The 15,996-nt window shown below is 50.5% G+C and carries 14 protein-coding genes and 1 other annotated feature; all 14 genes read right to left on the bottom strand.

Annotated features, from left to right (window positions below):
- Window positions 1-22: 22 nt before the first annotated feature.
- Complete coding sequence (locus DWZ44_RS11620) at window positions 23-1,546, bottom strand: APC family permease (RefSeq protein ID WP_055219995.1); 1,524 nt, start codon at window positions 1,544-1,546, stop codon at window positions 23-25.
- Window positions 1,547-1,549: 3 nt separating this feature from the next.
- On the bottom strand, window positions 1,550-2,170 hold the full coding sequence (locus DWZ44_RS11615) for a cytidylate kinase-like family protein (protein ID WP_055219997.1): 621 nt from the start codon (window positions 2,168-2,170) through the stop codon (window positions 1,550-1,552).
- 163 nt (window positions 2,171-2,333) lie between these two features.
- Window positions 2,334-3,551: an aspartate aminotransferase family protein gene (locus DWZ44_RS11610; RefSeq protein ID WP_117509834.1), complete on the bottom strand. Its 1,218-nt coding sequence runs from the start codon at window positions 3,549-3,551 to the stop codon at window positions 2,334-2,336.
- Window positions 3,552-3,887: 336 nt separating this feature from the next.
- The gene (locus DWZ44_RS11605; protein WP_055220001.1) at window positions 3,888-4,442 is read right to left on the bottom strand and encodes a helix-turn-helix domain-containing protein; all 555 of its coding nucleotides are present in this window, start codon (window positions 4,440-4,442) and stop codon (window positions 3,888-3,890) included.
- A 193-nt stretch (window positions 4,443-4,635) separates the two neighbouring features.
- On the bottom strand, window positions 4,636-5,352 hold the full coding sequence (locus DWZ44_RS11600; protein WP_055220004.1) for a SigB/SigF/SigG family RNA polymerase sigma factor: 717 nt from the start codon (window positions 5,350-5,352) through the stop codon (window positions 4,636-4,638).
- 33 nt (window positions 5,353-5,385) lie between these two features.
- On the bottom strand, window positions 5,386-5,856 hold the full coding sequence (spoIIAB, locus tag DWZ44_RS11595; RefSeq protein WP_270423031.1) for an anti-sigma F factor: 471 nt from the start codon (window positions 5,854-5,856) through the stop codon (window positions 5,386-5,388).
- Between the two features lie 38 nt (window positions 5,857-5,894).
- On the bottom strand, window positions 5,895-6,218 hold the full coding sequence (locus DWZ44_RS11590) for an anti-sigma factor antagonist (protein ID WP_022461763.1): 324 nt from the start codon (window positions 6,216-6,218) through the stop codon (window positions 5,895-5,897).
- Between the two features lie 207 nt (window positions 6,219-6,425).
- Window positions 6,426-7,841, bottom strand: coding sequence for a tetratricopeptide repeat protein (locus DWZ44_RS11585; protein WP_022461762.1), 1,416 nt, complete (start codon window positions 7,839-7,841; stop codon window positions 6,426-6,428).
- A gap of 9 nt (window positions 7,842-7,850) precedes the next feature.
- Entirely contained in the window at window positions 7,851-8,024 is a 174-nt protein-coding gene (locus DWZ44_RS18445) for a hypothetical protein (protein WP_022461761.1), read from the bottom strand.
- 26 nt (window positions 8,025-8,050) lie between these two features.
- A complete protein-coding gene (locus DWZ44_RS11580; protein ID WP_055228045.1) occupies window positions 8,051-9,346 on the bottom strand; it encodes a bifunctional folylpolyglutamate synthase/dihydrofolate synthase in 1,296 nt (431 codons plus the stop codon).
- A 182-nt stretch (window positions 9,347-9,528) separates the two neighbouring features.
- A complete protein-coding gene (locus DWZ44_RS11575; protein WP_117761616.1) occupies window positions 9,529-11,745 on the bottom strand; it encodes an LTA synthase family protein in 2,217 nt (738 codons plus the stop codon).
- Entirely contained in the window at window positions 11,746-14,397 is a 2,652-nt protein-coding gene (locus DWZ44_RS11570) for a valine--tRNA ligase (protein ID WP_117761615.1), read from the bottom strand.
- 95 nt (window positions 14,398-14,492) lie between these two features.
- Window positions 14,493-14,713, bottom strand: a binding site (T-box leader).
- A gap of 110 nt (window positions 14,714-14,823) precedes the next feature.
- Complete coding sequence (locus DWZ44_RS11565; protein ID WP_117761614.1) at window positions 14,824-15,624, bottom strand: MBL fold metallo-hydrolase; 801 nt, start codon at window positions 15,622-15,624, stop codon at window positions 14,824-14,826.
- A 21-nt stretch (window positions 15,625-15,645) separates the two neighbouring features.
- Window positions 15,646-15,990: a putative signal transducing protein gene (locus tag DWZ44_RS11560; RefSeq protein WP_117509828.1), complete on the bottom strand. Its 345-nt coding sequence runs from the start codon at window positions 15,988-15,990 to the stop codon at window positions 15,646-15,648.
- Window positions 15,991-15,996 lie beyond the last annotated feature (6 nt).

The raw sequence follows: 15,996 nt of genomic DNA, 5'->3' as shown, positions 1-15,996 counted from the left end.
TTTGTTTTATCCTATCTCAGCTTCAGCCAGCCATTTTGGCAAGAACACGGTCGATCGCTGCATCGATAACAACGTCGAGTTCCGCATCGTCTGCCTCCGGCATCAGGGACGCTGCGTCCTCGTCGGAGATCAGCTCGATCAGGCTGCCGAACTTCTCTTTATATTTGAACTTGCAGACTGCAAAGAATACAACACCGAGGAGGCTCCAGCCGCCTACCATCAGCCACTCCTGCCATACCAGTGTTCCGCCGGAACCAGGAATGCAGTAAACAAGTACCATGCATCCGGACATCAGAACCGCCATCGTTCCAACAAATTTGTATGCCGGAACACGGTACGGACGCGGCATATCCGGTTCTTTCTTCCGCAGGATCAGGAAGGAAAGAGATACCATACAGTAGGCAAGACAGCATCCAAAGTTACCTGCATCACAGATCCACACCATCATGCCTCGTCCTGCAAACGGAGCCAGCATAGTCAGCGCGCCGATCAGGAACAGGGCGTTGATCGGAGTTTTGTGCTGCGGATGAAGCTTTGCGAACATCGGCGGAATCATGTAGGATTCAGCCATAGAGTACAGGGCACGGGAACCGCCGATCATAAAGGAGTTCCAGGATGTGATGATACCGCACATACCGCCGACGATGATGACTTTTGCCATAACCGCTGTACCGAACGCTTTCGCCATCGCATCTGCTGTGACAAGTCCGGTTCCTGCTTCCGAGCTCAGGATTTCGGACGGGTTCAGCACATAGCCGACAGCCAGGATAACACAGGAATAGAAAACAACAGCGAGTACAACGGAGAGAATCATCATTTTACCGATTTTCTTTAACGGAACGTTGATTTCCTCTGCTGCCTGCGGGATAACGTCAAAGCCGATGAAGAAGAACGGGGTAACAACAGCAACTTTGATGATGTTCTGGAACATCGTTCCGGTGCTCTCGCCGACGAACATCTGTCCCTGCAGATTGCTGGAATCTCCGTTGATCACGGATGCCACAATCAGAAGGATACCAGCGCCGCCGATGATACAGGTAAGGACCGTCTGCAGGACGGCTGCTGTTTTTGCGCCCAGCACATTGATCAGTGTGATGAGGAACGCTACAATAACGGCTACGGCTACCCAGGAAGCATAGATATCAAATCCTGCCACGCTGTACATATAGCCTTTCAGGAATCCCGGCCACAGATATGTGATGATGGTTGGGAAGGCGCACGCCTCGAAACACGTAACACTGACGTATCCTAAAATAATCGCCCAGGTACAGATGAACGAACCGTTCGGGCCCATCGCCTTGTAGCTGAAGACATGCTCGCCGCCGCACTGCGGCATCGCTGCAGTCAGTTCTGCGTAAGTCAGTCCGATGAAGAAGATCATGACACCGCCGATCGCAAACGCAATTGAAGCTCCGACAACGCCGCCCTTCTGAATCCAGCTTCCTGAGGATACGACCCAGCCCCAGCCGATCATGGCTCCGAAAGCGATGACGAGAATATCCCATGCACCTAATACTTTGTCAAATTCTGATTTTTTCTGTTCCATGGCTTATTCCTCCCCGCTTCCGTATTTCTTCTGAATCAGTTCCTCGAGATACTCCGCTGTGCCCTCCACACCAAGGAATGCACTGTTGATCAGAATGTCTCGGTTGTGCCGGTCTCCGCGGTTGCTGCCGGTCAGCGCCAGATGACGCTTGTGATACCGTTTGTCCTTCTCGAGCAGCAGAATTTTTGCATCGCTCTCGGAAAGGCTGTGGCTCTTCATGATATTCTGAATGCGGATCTCATCCGGTGCATAGATAAAAGCCCGGAGGAGCTTGATATCTTTGCTGTCCTTTAAGATGTAATCCGCGGATCGTCCGATGATGACGCAGGCCTCTTTTTCTGCCAGTTTCCGGATGATCTGCTTCTGTACATGAATCGCACGCTCGGTCAGGTCCGCATATTTGGAGAAGGATCCACGGACATCGCCCTCGGCTCCTTTTCCGGCAATCGTACCGCCCTCTTCTACACGGTTCATGATGTCTTTCGGAATTCCGACTTCTTCAATAATCTGATCCACCAGTTCGCGGTCGTAGAACTTAATTCCGAGATCCTCCGCAATTTTCCTGCCGATGGCATTTCCTTTGGCTCCGTACTCGCAGCCGATTGTGATAACCAGATGTCCCATACCGTTTTCCTCTCACATTTAATTTCTCTGTTTTACCTGTTGTTTCCGATTCACAGAATGAAAAGAAAAACAGGACAGGGGCGAAGCATGGTTCTTTGCTTTTTGACGTCCTTGTCCTGTTCTTTTCACGCTATGAGATTTTCTTTGTTTCTATAAGAATTCTTTATTTTTCCAGAGCTTTTACGGTTTCTTCGATGATAGCAACTGCCTTGTCGCAGTCCTCCTCGGTTACGATAAGCGGAGGGATCAGACGAATGATGTGCGCTCCGATGGCGGTGATCAGCAGATGGCGGTCAAGGCAGCCATGTTTGACTTCTACGCCGCTGATGGTATCATCAAACTCTACGCCGACCAGCAGTCCCTGATGTCTGACTTCTTTGACATGCGGCAGTTTTGCTAATTTTTCTGCGAAGTAATCACCGACTTTCTTTGCATTTCCGGCAAGGTCGCGGTCGATCAGTTCGTTGACTTCTGCCAGTGCTGCTGCACAGCTGACTGGATGGCCGCCGAAGGTAGTTCCGTGAGATCCCGGGGTAAAGGCTTTTGCTACTTCAGCTGTTGCGCAGATTGCGCCAATCGGCATTCCGCCGCCAAGACCTTTTGCCATGGATACGATATCCGGTTTGATGCCGTAATTCATGTAAGACATTACCGCACCGGTTCTGCACCAGCCGGTCTGTACTTCATCAATCAGAAGCAGCATGTCGTTCTCATCACAGAACTTCCGGAGTCCCTGCATGAACTCTTTCGTTGCCGGATGAACACCGCCTTCGCCCTGTACCGGCTCAACCATGATGGCAATGGTGTTTTCGGTACATGCATCTTTGAAGGCCTGCAGATCATTGTACGGTGCGTAGGAGAATCCGTAGGTCATCGGTCCGAATCCAACCTGGCATCCGTTGCCCGGCTGACCGGTTGCAGACATGGCACCGAAGGTTCTTCCATGGAAGCCCATCTTTGCGGTTACGATGTGGTAACGGTTCGGGCCGTATTTCTCGATGCCGTACTTTCTTGCCATTTTGATCATGGCCTCGTTCGCCTCGGTACCGGAGTTCTGATAGAAAATCTTGTCCATGCCGATGGTCTCGCAGACTTTCTCAGCAAGCAGTGCCTGCGGGATGGTGTATGGATAGTTGAAGGTATGCATGATATCGTCGAGCTGCTCTTTTGCTGCTGCAACAACTTTCGGGTTTCTGTTTCCGGCGTTGTTTACGGCGATTCCTGCGTAAAAGTCAAGATACGGCGTTCCGTTTTCGTCGTACATGTACATCCCCTCTGCGGTTTCTGCAAGGAAATCGAAACGCTCGTAGGTCTCGATCATGTACTTGTTTACTTTGTCTTTGATGTCTTGAACCGTTAATCCTGTGTCTTTTAATCTCATAGTGTTATCCTCCCATAGCGTTGAAAAGATTTTTTAAATAAAAAACAAAAAAGCAAAGACTACTCGTTGGTAAGCGTCTTTGCTTTGTTTTTCGTTTATTATTTTGTACAACCATACAATAGCACCACTCCCTATATTTGTCAATTACTTTTTTTTAAAAAGTTTTTTATTTTTGTTTTTTTTTTAACACCCGCTTTTTCTATTTTTTTGATGTTTTTTCGTCTTCCGCCGTATTTTTTTCATATCCGTTGTTTTTTATTCTGATGTTCCAGCGGATTTCTGTCCATTATATTGAACAGTTCATTCAAAAAAAGAAAGCCTGTTATTCTGCGGCTTTTAGTGATAGTCGAGAAAGAAACACATGCAGCTCGTCTTCTCCGTCCCTCTGTTGCGGTAGATGTGGGTCTGGTCTGTCTCGAAACGGAATGCCTGCTTCAGGTGGATCTCATGCTCTTTTCCATTGCACTCCACGGTCATCACGCCATCTGTCACCACCAGGTACTCTCTTGTTTTCTCTCCGTGGCCGCCGCTCACATACGTTCCGCCCGGTTCGATGTCGATGCGGTAGATTTCCACAAGCCGCGTGTCCTCATACGGAAAGCACGTCCACACAGTGTACTGCCCCTCCAGCTCTTTCGTCGGAACCAGATCCTCCGGTGTCACAAGATAACTATCCACCAGCGGCGTTGCAATCAGCTCTTGAAATTCAATCCGCAGGCCGCTCGTAATCTTCCCGAGCACGCCAAGCGACGGGTTCGCCGTTCCCTTTTCGATCTGCGAGAGCATACTCTTGCTGACCCCGGTCTGCTCTGAGACCTGGTCGAGACTCATCCCTTTCGACTGCCGGATCCGTTTCAGATTGACCGCCACATTTTCTGTCAGATAATCCATGTTCTTCCACCTGCCTTTCTTCGTATTTCGCTCATTGTAGCACACCTTCCTCCGATATTCCAGTGAATATTTTTAAACTTTCTGCCGCCTTTCCCCGCTTCGCCTTTCTTTTCTTCCTTTATCCGCCCGGGTTTCAGGCGCTTTTCTCTGCCTTTCCCAGGAAAAGCGCCCTTCCGCCGGATTTGTATTTTTGTCAGACCTTTTCCATCCGCATCTGCCGCAGAATCTTCTTTTCCATCCGCGACACCTGCACCTGCGAAATCCCCAGTTTTCCGGCGATCTGCGCCTGCGTCATGTCCTGAAAATAGCGCATGTAGATGAGCTGCCGCTCCTTCGCGGGCAGTCGTCCCAACAGCTCTTCCAAGAAAATCCGGTTCAGCAGCTTTTCCTGCCCGTTCTCTTTTTCCGGAATGCGGTCCATCAGAGAAATATCGTGGTTTTCCCCCTGATAGATGGTCTTCTGCAGCGATTCCACCTCCGCGCCGGACTCCATCGCCTCCACGATTTCTTCCACGGTAACATCAAGCTCCCCCGCTATCTCCGCCAGCGTCGGATCGCGCCCGTTCTCCCGCTCCAGCCGCTCACGCACCGCATACGCTTTCCACGCCAGTTCCCGGATCGGGCGGCTCACCTTCACCATCCCCTCCGACCGCAGAAACCGCCGGATCTCCCCCGCAATCATCGGAACCGCATACGTCGAAAAACAGACTTCAAACGAAGGATCAAATTTATCAATCGCCTTCAACAGCCCAATGCTCCCGATCTGGCACAGATCCTCCATCTCCACCCCGCGGTTTGCAAACCGCCTCACCATGCTCCAGACCAGTCCCATATTTTCCTCTGCCAGTGTATCCCTTGCCGCTTTATCCCCTTCGTGTGCCTTTTCGATCAGGGCAAGCGTATGTTCCATGCATTCTGACTCCTATGACTTCCGATCCGGCCCTTACATTTCCGGATGCACACCGATTTTCCGTTTCATCACCACTTCCGTCCCCCATCCCGGATGCGACCTTACTTCCAGCTCATCCATAAACGCCTCCATAAACGAAAACCCCATCCCCGACCGCTCCAGCTCCGGGCAGGTCGTAAACATCGGCTCCATCGCCTTCTCCACATTTTCGATCCCGACGCCGGTATCTTTTACCGTCACCTGAAACACCTTCTCCTCCAGATCCAGCACACACTTCATCTGAATTTTCCCTTTTTCCTGCCGGTATCCGTGAATCATCGCATTCGTAACCGCCTCCGAAATCGCCGTCTTGACATCCGCCACTTCCTCCACCGTCGGATTCAGCTGCGCCAGAAACGCCGCCGCAGACACCCGCGCAAAACTCTCATTGCAGGGACGGCTCTCAAATTCCAGCGTCATCGTATTCCACCGCATCTTCTCTTCTGTTTTCATCCTTTCTCGCATCATCCCATTCCCCTTTCTGCCCACTCCCCGTCCAAAACCTACTTCCACGTCTTCTCCTCTTCCACCTCAATCACCCGCGTCACCCCCGACATCACCAGAATCCTCCGCATCCGCTCTCCCACATGCACCGCTCTCACCTTCCCGCCAATCAGCTCCATCTCCCGAAACCTCCCCATCACCAGTCCAATCCCCGAACTGTCCATAAACACCGTCTTCCGAAAATCAAACACCACCTCCCTCACATTCCTCTCCACCAAAATCTCCCCCGCCTCCTCCCGAAGCCGGTCAGCCACAAAATGATCCACCTCTTCCGGAAGCCGAATCGTCATCACCGCATCCTTCACCCAAACACGATTATCCATTTCCTATCCTCCCTCTTTCCTGTCATAAAATAAAAAACACAAAAGATTTTTCGCCGTAAAGCGAATTTCATCTTTTGTGTTTTATCTTCTCACTTTTATACTTTTTTGCCCTTCGTCCCACGCAACCTCCGCGTAGTCAGTGGTATCAGCCCGACGAAACAGCGCCGCATCTCCTGCGGCATTCTGCCCCGTGGGCATCCGTCCTCACTATTCCTCCGTCTTCACAGTCCCCCCCAGCGCCTCAATCTGCTGCTCGGCCTTAGTAGCCTTCTGGGTTCCCGGGAACTTATCGATGATCTCCTGGAACACCGAAATCGCATTATCGGTATCCCCACTCAGCCGATACGCATGCGCCAGATAGTTAAGCACCGTATAGTCACTGTCGTTGATATTCTTAGCCTTCGAAAGCTTATCAATCGCCTCAGTGTAATTCGCATCGTCAAATGCATTCACACCCGACTGCGAAAGCTCCTGGAACATAGACGACTGCATGCTCTTGTAAATAGTGTCATACACAGCCTTTGCGTCCACAGAAAGCACCTCCGGGTTGACCTCGGTCAGTGCGTTTGTTGCGTTGCTCGTGTTGCCCTGCTGCTGCGCTTCCACAGCCTTTAAAAGGTTCTCGTAGGAAGCCGCCGTATCCTGTGCCGTCTGGATCTGCTGCTGCGCAGAAGCCGTCGTTTCGTTCAGAGAATCCACCTGGCTCTGGAGCTGGTTCAGCTGGGCCTCCTGGCTCGCCATCTTGCCGCTGTATTCCACAACCTTCTCGTCCGCCTGCCGGTTAATTCGCTGCGTATTCGCAGGCCCGATCAGGAACCACACAACCAGTGCGCCAAGCACCAGCCCAATACCGATATTCAGCATCGTTGCCGCTGTAGACGTCTCGCGGAACGTCGGCGGAATAATCACCGTATCCCCGCTTACCACACGCTCACGCTCGTCCTCGCGCTGCTCCTCCGTACGCTCCCTGCGGCCGAACCGCCGCGGCTCCAGCGACGTCTGCGTACCCGTCTGGAAATCAACCTCCTTCAGGAAACGAAGCGTCGTCGAGTTCGTCTTGTCAATTTTCGCCGCCTTTTTCAGAATCTTCCGCGCTTTCTCATACTCACCCTTGTGAATATAAATCAGCGCCAGCAGATGATATCCCTTGATCAGCTTCGGATTCTGGTTCAGAATCTTGCGCAGCTGGATCGCAGCCACATCCTCATTGTTCTCGCGGCAGCATTTCAGCGCACTGTTGTATTTCTTGATCGTCTGATTGATCATATCCAGCTTCGCCTGCTCCGCCTGCAGCGTCGCAATATACTCCGTCGCCACATTATTCTCCGGCATAATATTCTTGCTGATGATCCACTCACTTAACGCCGCAACCGCTTCACCCGTCTCAAAATAGACAAGGCCTAACAAGTTCCGCGCATGGATATTGTATTTGTTAAACTTCAGACTCCGCCGCAGCATATCGATCGCTCCGGAAAGATCCCGGATCTCTGCCTTGTCGAGGCCCAGATTGTAGTACATATTCGAAAGAGAAAAACATTTTCTCTGTACTCTCAGGTTAAAACCACAGTTGGGACAGATCTCCATTCCGACATCCACAACCGATTTACAATTCATACAGTTCATTCCGGCACCTTACTCTTCCTTTTCCGCTTCTGTCTCGTTTTCCTGTTCCGGCTTGTCGTTTTTCATCATTTCTTTCAAAATGTCGATCACATCCGTCAGATCACGGCTGTAAATCGCATCCTCCACCTCGTCCACATCGAGACATGGTTTAAACTTCTTCAGTTCTTCTTCGTAATTTAACATAAACAAAAAATTCCTTCCTGTATTCGCTAACCATTCCGCTTTGCAAGATATGCTTTCAGTTCGCCCGCCAGATACAGAGAACCCACGCAGAACAGCATGCCGCTGCCCTTTTTGCCCAGTGCCTTCTCATACGCTGCCCCGATCTCCGGTTCCGCGCAGACATCCGTGCATCCTGCTTTTCTGAAGTCCTCTGCAAGCACTTCCGCCGGTACGACGCGGCTTCCGTCGATCTGCGTTGCAACAACATGGGACGGATGGATGCCCTCGCAGATTTCACCGATCATCTCATGATAGTGCTTGTCTGCAACTGCCGTGAACAGAATCGTGATCTCGTTTTCTTTCGCAAAATAGCCTGCCGTGCTGACAAACTGTGCAATGCCGTCCTCGTTGTGCGCGCCGTCGATGATGACGCCCGGCGCAGCCATTTCCATACGGCACGGCCATTTGATCTTCGAAAGGCCTTCCGCAAGCACGTTCTTAGGAATGTCGTGCACGTCCTGCAGAATATGCATCGTGTAGAACGCAAGGCTTGCATTCATCATCTGGTATTTTGCCACGTACGGAATCGCAAGCTCTGCTTTTTCGCCGCCCGGATATGCAAAGGTAAAGGTGATACCCTCGCGGCTCTGTGTTTTCATCTCATAGAACGACGGCTCCATCGGCCATGCCGGGCTTCCCATCTCTTTCGCCTTTGCGGCAATGACAGAAGCCGGACCTGGCTGGCTGGCGTCGTAGATTACCGGGACACCGGCTTTGATGATGCCGGCTTTCTCTCCCGCAATCGCCTCGAGGGTGTCGCCGAGATACTCGGTGTGGTCGCGGCTGATGGACGTGATGATGCATGCCAGCGGCTTTTCGACCACATTTGTCGCATCCAGCCGTCCGCCAAGGCCGGTCTCCATGACCAGGTATTCCACGCCGGCTTCTTTGAAAATCAGCATTCCCATCAGGAACAGCGTCTCAAAATAGCTCGGATGGCCTTCGCCCTCCGCCTCGTATTCTTTGGCTGCTTTTTCCACTTTGAGAAATGCGTCGAGAAACTGCTCATCCGACACATCTTCCCCGTTGATCTGAAACCGCTCGTTGATGCGTACAAGGTGCGGGGAGGTAAAAAGTCCTGTCTTTTTGCCGCCTGCAAGCAGCATCGCATTCAAGTACGCGCAGACGCTTCCCTTTCCGTTCGTGCCCGCCACATGGATAATTTTGATCCCTTCCTGCGGATTCCCAAGGCGCGAAAGAAGCTCCCTCGTATGTTCCGGCGGATGCTTCACCGTAAATTTCGGTATTGTTTCGATATAATCAACTGCTTCTGTATAATTCACTTTATTTCACCATTCTTCAGTATTTTAGGGCTGCTTTCAAACCCTAGTATCATTATAATCGAGTGACCGGATATGTCCATAGCAATTTTCAAAATTTTGTCCCGACTTTTCGACTTTCCCCGTAAAAAGATACAGTGGGACGTCAAAATCCGCCCCACTGTATGATCTTTCGGACACTCTTTTTAATTCTGCAGACCGCCGTCTTCGGCCGGTTTATCGCTGTTTTCTGTTTTTGACGGCTCAATCTTGTCGCCTTCGCCCTCCGGCGCACCGGACGGCGCTGCCGTCAGTTCATCCTGCGGCGCAGTGCTCGTATTGGCATTTTCCTGCGTCACATCTGTTTTCGTGCTGTCCGGGTTCGGCGTCGACGTCGGTGTAGATACCGTTTTTGGCTCTTCATACATCATCGGCTCTGTCCTTGTCAGCACCTTCTTCGTCGAGCTGTTGCTCTGCTGCGCGATTGTAATCTGATCACCGTCTTCCAGGGTCAGACTATGCACCATCAGAATCGACGGGCTGACATAGACGGTATCCTGTATCTCCTCGTTGACTTCCACACGGCTCGATGCCGTAAAGTTTTCTCCGTAAAAATACCAGGTATCTTCTCCGGATTTTTCGATTCGTTCCAGTGTTACCGGCAAAGCACCCATCTGCAGCTTCACACGCTCATACGGTGTCTCTCCGTCTTCTCCGTAAACGTACCGTTTTCCATACAGCATATCATACTGCAGCACCTCGAGATCCACCTGATAATTCTTCGTATTCCGTCTCGTCTGATGATACCGGAAAATGGTTCCGTCATGAATTCCCACACGGTTCATAACCTCTGCTGCAATCTGGTAGGAAGCAATGTTTTCCTGTTTTCTTTTCAGTCCCATATTATCCCAGATTACGTATTCGGTCTGATACAGATAGCGGTTCTCCAGATCTTCTACTTTCAGTCCCATCGTTGGCAGATGGTCCCCGTACATCACAAGTACCACCGGCTCCGGATAATCCGCAAGCTTTGTCGTCAGCTCTTTGACAAATATGTCCATCTCATGAATCTGATTTACATAATATTCCCAGGAGTAATTATTTTTTTCCCGGTCTTCCGCGCCTGTCACTGTAATCTCCGGATCGTCAAGCACCGGCTCTGTCGGATAATCACCGTGGCCCTGTACCGAAATCGTATAGATATAATCCGGTTCGTCTGTCGCATCGAGCGTTTTTATGATCTCTTTTGTCAGAATATGGTCTTTTACCCATCCTGTCGCCGTCACATCCGAGATATCCGGCATATATTCCTCCGAGGTAAAGGTATCAAAACCAAGACGTGAGAACACACTTCTTCTGGAATAGAAGTTTGCTTCATTGTTGTGGATCGCATGGGTCGCATAGCCAAGATTCTTTAAAACATACGGCGCACTCTCACACGTCTCCTCTGAAAGCACCGATTTGTACGGATACTCACCCGCTCCGAAATACCGGAGGCTCATGCCGGAAATAGTTTCAAACTCTGTGTTTGCTGTTCCGGCTCCCACCACCGGCACGCGGAGATAACCGGAAGAATAATCCTTCATCAGCTGCCGGTAATACGGGATCGGATCCTCGGAAATGTTGAGGAAATTAACCAGCTCCGGATCGAAAAAGGACTCCAGCTGCAAAAAGATAATATTCGGTTTTACCGTATCATCCTCTTTTTGTTCGCCTTCACTCGTCTCAATCTGTTTCACGAGCTGTTCGGAATAGCCGTTCGGCTCTGAAATTCCCGTATCAAACAGGGTGACTGCCAGACAGTACGGATAGCCGTAATCCTGGTAGGCAAATGCGATGTTGACGAAATAGCTGGAAAGCACACGCTTTGCAAGCGCCAGATTTGTTGCTCCCGTAAAGAGTACAATTACCAGAGCAATCAACGGCACATTCAGATACCAGCGGATTTTCCCCTGAAATTTCGGTCCTTTGATCCAGACCCATACAAAAAATGCCAATAATGCCACAAGGGCTGCTACGACGAGGATCATGGTACCTTTCGACAGATACTTCGTCACGACCTTTGCGCCGTCGCTTAAATTCCGCAAGTCCGGTCCGGTAAACGGCGTGACGCGGTTTGCCAGAATCACACCGTTAATGATGCCGAGCAGCAGCCAGAAGCTGCTCATGATGAGCCGCACCAGCACACGTCTGCGGAACAGATAAACTACCATAAAGGTAGTGAAGATCAAAAATGCATTGTACAAAAAGACCCATGGGCTTTCCACCATGTAGCTCCATGCAGATGCCAGCGAATGGCGGGAAAATGCTTCAATCACCAGATACAGAATACAGCATCCCAGGGCCTGCAGTGGTAAAGAGAGCCAGTTGCAGACTTTCACTACGGTTTCCTTGTTTCCATGCAGTTTTTTTCCTTTTTTCATTTATTTTTTCAGCTGCTCCAATCTTGTCTGAACCTGCTCCATCATCTGCTGATAGTTCGCCAGTTTTTCTTTCTCTGCCTGAACCTTTGCCTCCGGAGCTTTGTTAATAAAGTTCGGGTTTCCAAGCATGCCGTTGGAACGTGCGATTTCTTTTGTCAGACGCTCCTCCTCTTTTTCGAGACGGGCGATCTCTTTTTCGAGGTCAACCAGCTCGGCAAACGGAATATAAATCGTTGCCTGCGGGATCACTGCAGATACCGCATCGTCTGCAATGCCGGCTTTATCTGCCTGTACGTGAACTTCGCTTGCTCCTGCCAGAGTTCCGAAGAATACAGCACCATTTTTGAAGGTTTCCTGTACAGCAGCATCTTCGGTTACAACGAATACGCTTGCTTTCTTTGACGGCGGTACATTCATGCTGGTGCGTACACCACGGATGCTTCTTACGGCCTCTTTCATCATCTCAACAGCTGCCTCATCCTCTGCGTATGCAAAGTCTTCGGTCTCTTTCGGCCATGCAGCGATCATGATGGAATCCTCTTCCGGATTCAGCGTGCAGTAGATTTCCTCTGTGATGAACGGCATGAACGGATGCAGCAGTTTCAGTGCATTGCCGAGAACGGTTTTTAAGGTCCACAGTGCAGCGCCCTTCGTCTCGTCGGTCTCGCTGTACAGACGCGGTTTTACCATCTCGATGTACCAGTCGCAGAACTCCTCCCATATGAAGTCGTAAACTTTCTGTACGGCGATGCCGAGCTCGTAGCGGTCCATGTTGTCCGTTACTTCCGTTGCCAGCGTGTTTACCTTAGAAAGAATCCATTTATCTGCCAGTGTCAGTTTGTCTTTTGGCATTTCAGACGGAACTTCTGCTTTTTCCAGGTTCATCATGATGAAACGGGAAGCGTTCCATACTTTGTTTGCGAAGTTACGGCTGGCTTCTACACGCTCCCAGTAGAAACGCATATCGTTTCCAGGTGCATTACCGGTCATCAAAGTCAGACGGAGAGCATCTGCACCGTATTTGTCAATGACTTCGAGCGGATCGATACCGTTTCCGAGGGATTTACTCATCTTGCGTCCCTGGGAGTCACGAACGAGTCCGTGAATCAGTACGTGGTGGAACGGAACCTGTTTGGTCTGCTCCAGTGCGGAGAATACCATACGGATAACCCAGAAGAAAATGATGTCATATCCGGTTACGAGAACATCCGTCGGATAGAAGTAATCAAATTCCGGTGTTTTCTCCGGCCATCCTAACGTGGAGAACGGCCACAGAGCAGAACTGAACCAGGTGTCCAGGGTATCCGGGTCCTGAGTGAGATGGGTGCTGCCGCATTTCGGGCATTTTTCCGGCATTCCGCCTCTTACAACCGTGATCTCGCCACAGTCATCACAGGTATAGGCCGGGATACGATGACCCCACCAGAGCTGACGGGAAATACACCAGTCGTGGATATTGTTCAGCCAGTTCTGATAAATCTTGCTGAAACGATCCGGGATGAAGTTTACTTCCCCGTTCTTCTCTGCTTCGCTGGCAGCGGCAGCCATATCCGCCATTTTTACAAACCACTGTGGTTTGATCATCGGCTCTACGGTTGTCTTACATCTGTCGTGGGTTCCTACGTTGTGAACGTGATCCACTACTTTTACAAGAAGGCCAAGCTTCTCGAGATCCTCTACCATGGCTTTTCTTGCCTCGTAGCGGTCCATGCCGGCGTATTTGCCGCACTTGTTGTTCATGGTTCCGTCATCGTTTAAGATGTTGATCTCTTCGAGGTTGTGGCGTTTTCCTACCTCAAAATCGTTCGGGTCGTGTGCCGGTGTGATTTTTACGCATCCGGTTCCGAACTCTTTGTCTACGTAAGCATCTGCGATAACCGGGATCTCACGGTCGGTCAGCGGAAGCTTCAGCATTTTTCCTACAATATCTGTATATCTTTCATCCTCCGGATTGACAGCTACGGCAGTATCGCCGAGCAGAGTCTCCGGACGGGTCGTTGCGATTTCTACGAAGCGGCCTTCTTCTCCAACTACCGGGTAGTTGATGTGCCAGAAGTGGCCTGCCTGCTCCTGATATTCAACCTCTGCATCGGAGATGGAAGTCTGGCATACCGGGCACCAGTTGATGATGCGGCTTCCTTTGTAGATCCATCCTTTTTCATACAGACGGCAGAATACTTCTTCTACGGCTTTGGAGCATCCCTCGTCCATGGTGAAGCGTTCTCTCTCCCAGTCTGCGGAGGAGCCGATCTTTCTTAACTGGCTGTTGATGCGTCCGCCGTACTCTTTTTTCCACTCCCAGCAATGCTCCAGGAATTTTTCGCGTCCGATTTCATCTTTGTCGATGCCCTGCTCTTTGAGCATATTGGTAACCTTTACCTCGGTTGCAATCGCCGCATGGTCGGTTCCCGGCTGCCAGAGGACTTCATATCCCTCCATCCGTTTGAAACGGCAGAGAATATCCTGCATGGTGTTGTCGAGTGCATGGCCCATGTGAAGCTGTCCGGTTACGTTCGGAGGCGGCATCATAATGGTAAACGGTTTTTTGTTCGGGTTTACAGTGGCGTGGAAATATCCTTTATCCAGCCATTTCTGATACAGTCTGTCCTCGAGTCCTTTCGGATCGTAGGTCTTTGCGAGTTCTTTGCTCATGAGATCCTCCTTTTATGTTTGGTGTATTGTGGTATTTATTCCCGCAGAGGCTTGTCTTAAATCAAAAACGCCCTTCACATACACATAACATGCATGCAAAGGGCGAAAATTCCGCGGTACCACCTTAATTTGTATCTCGTTTCGGAGTCTGTAACGTGACTCATGCGTGAGAACCTAATCATCACATCTTCTGTGCTTTTCAGCTCTCCGGTTCAGAAGCTACCTTCCATGACCACCTTCCCGGACAGCCTTTCAGCCGGTGAACCGTCCTCTCTTTTGGGGCCTGCCATGTACTCCTCTTCCTCATAACCTTTTCTTTTTCTGTTGGAATAGAAACTGCATTTATCATAATCGCGTTTTTTTATTTTGTCAAGCCGCCGCGGGCAAAAACCTTTCTTCTTATGGAAGTTTTAAGATTTCACGCGCTTATTTTCGGTGAATCCGCGATGCACAGTACTGCATTTCTGCGCGGCCGTACGACGCGTAGCGGACCTGTTCTTTCGAAAACGGCTTCGCATTGCTTGGCCGTCCTAGGTTTTCGCCGTGGATCACCTGATCCACAAGGTCGATGAGATCTGCGAGAACGCCGAGGCTGAGCGGATTGTAAACCGGATGCGCCGTCGATTCAAACACCTGCGTGTGATGACCGCCGAAGAATTTCATGCGGCCGCCCTTTTTCACCAGCCACGCCATCAGACCAACCAGACCATCGTAATACTCTTCCAGGCTCGTTCCGCCCGGCACCTGCATCCAGACACCGCAGCCGCTTCCGATCGCATCTCCGGTGAACAGGTAATTCTGTTTCGTCTCCAGCACGACAACACTGCCCGGCGTATGGCCCGGTGTCTGACAGACGGCCAGCTCTGTGCCGCCGAGCGGAATCACGGAATCGGTACGGATGTCATGAATCTCCTCCCACGGTTTTAATTTTCCCGCTGTCAGTACGCTGAGCGTCTCCGGGTCCATCTTCTTTTCGTCGTGGCACATGTAAACCTCGTTGAACTCATCGATATGATACATGTGATCCGGGTGCGCATGCGTGATAACCAGCAGCAGAGGCTTATCTGTCAACTCCCTTATCACCGGCAGAATCTTTGCGCCTGCTGTGATGCCGGTATCAATCACAGCCGCTTTCTCTTCTCCTTCTACCACATAGAATGACGAATTTCCCGCGTCAAGAATACAGTAAATTTTTTCTCCGATTTCTGTTACCTGAAAACCTTCCATTTTGTAAAACCTCCCTTTTGTTCACCGGAACATACTGAACCCTATGTTAAATAAAATCCCCATAACAATAATAATAACCCAGATCAGAGCTGCAATTCTTGCTTTTGGCGTATGGGACTGTGTTCGGAGCGGCTCAGGAAATTCCCCTTTTTTCTCCCAGTCGGCAATCCGTTTTTTTGCCTCCTCTGCCTGCTCTTCCTTCACATAAACAACGCGTCCCTGATACGGTATTCCAGTTGTAATCTGCAGAATTTCTCCGGCTCCTTCGCTTTTTCCATAAGCCATGATTCCATGACGCTGCAGCATCTTTACCATCTTTTTTGTAGTCTGTTCATCTACCGTACGATACACCTTTCGATACCCCATATCTTT

This window comes from Blautia sp. AF32-4BH, assembly GCF_003460565.1.
GTDB lineage: Bacteria > Bacillota > Clostridia > Lachnospirales > Lachnospiraceae > Fusicatenibacter > Fusicatenibacter saccharivorans.
The sequence above is the reverse complement of the archived record's forward strand: the minus strand, read 5'-3'. Positions and strand labels throughout refer to the sequence as shown.

Excerpts from the sequence above, each read along its gene's own strand:
- DWZ44_RS11620 (WP_055219995.1), bottom strand. The coding sequence starts at position 1,546 with ATGGAACAGAAAAAATCAGAATTTGACAAAGTATTAGGTGCATGGGAT.
- DWZ44_RS11610 (WP_117509834.1), bottom strand. The coding sequence starts at position 3,551 with ATGAGATTAAAAGACACAGGATTAACGGTTCAAGACATCAAAGACAAA.
- DWZ44_RS11560 (WP_117509828.1), bottom strand. The coding sequence starts at position 15,990 with ATGGGGTATCGAAAGGTGTATCGTACGGTAGATGAACAGACTACAAAA.
- DWZ44_RS11565 (WP_117761614.1), bottom strand. The coding sequence starts at position 15,624 with ATGGAAGGTTTTCAGGTAACAGAAATCGGAGAAAAAATTTACTGTATT.
- spoIIAB (WP_270423031.1), bottom strand. The coding sequence starts at position 5,856 with ATGCGAGAAAGGATGAAAACAGAAGAGAAGATGCGGTGGAATACGATG.
- DWZ44_RS11570 (WP_117761615.1), bottom strand. The coding sequence starts at position 14,397 with ATGAGCAAAGAACTCGCAAAGACCTACGATCCGAAAGGACTCGAGGAC.
- DWZ44_RS11605 (WP_055220001.1), bottom strand. The coding sequence starts at position 4,442 with ATGGATTATCTGACAGAAAATGTGGCGGTCAATCTGAAACGGATCCGG.
- DWZ44_RS11615 (WP_055219997.1), bottom strand. The coding sequence starts at position 2,170 with ATGGGACATCTGGTTATCACAATCGGCTGCGAGTACGGAGCCAAAGGA.
- DWZ44_RS11590 (WP_022461763.1), bottom strand. The coding sequence starts at position 6,218 with ATGGATAATCGTGTTTGGGTGAAGGATGCGGTGATGACGATTCGGCTT.
- DWZ44_RS11575 (WP_117761616.1), bottom strand. The coding sequence starts at position 11,745 with ATGAAAAAAGGAAAAAAACTGCATGGAAACAAGGAAACCGTAGTGAAA.
- DWZ44_RS11585 (WP_022461762.1), bottom strand. The coding sequence starts at position 7,841 with ATGAACTGTATGAATTGTAAATCGGTTGTGGATGTCGGAATGGAGATC.
- DWZ44_RS11600 (WP_055220004.1), bottom strand. The coding sequence starts at position 5,352 with ATGGAACATACGCTTGCCCTGATCGAAAAGGCACACGAAGGGGATAAA.
- DWZ44_RS18445 (WP_022461761.1), bottom strand. The coding sequence starts at position 8,024 with ATGTTAAATTACGAAGAAGAACTGAAGAAGTTTAAACCATGTCTCGAT.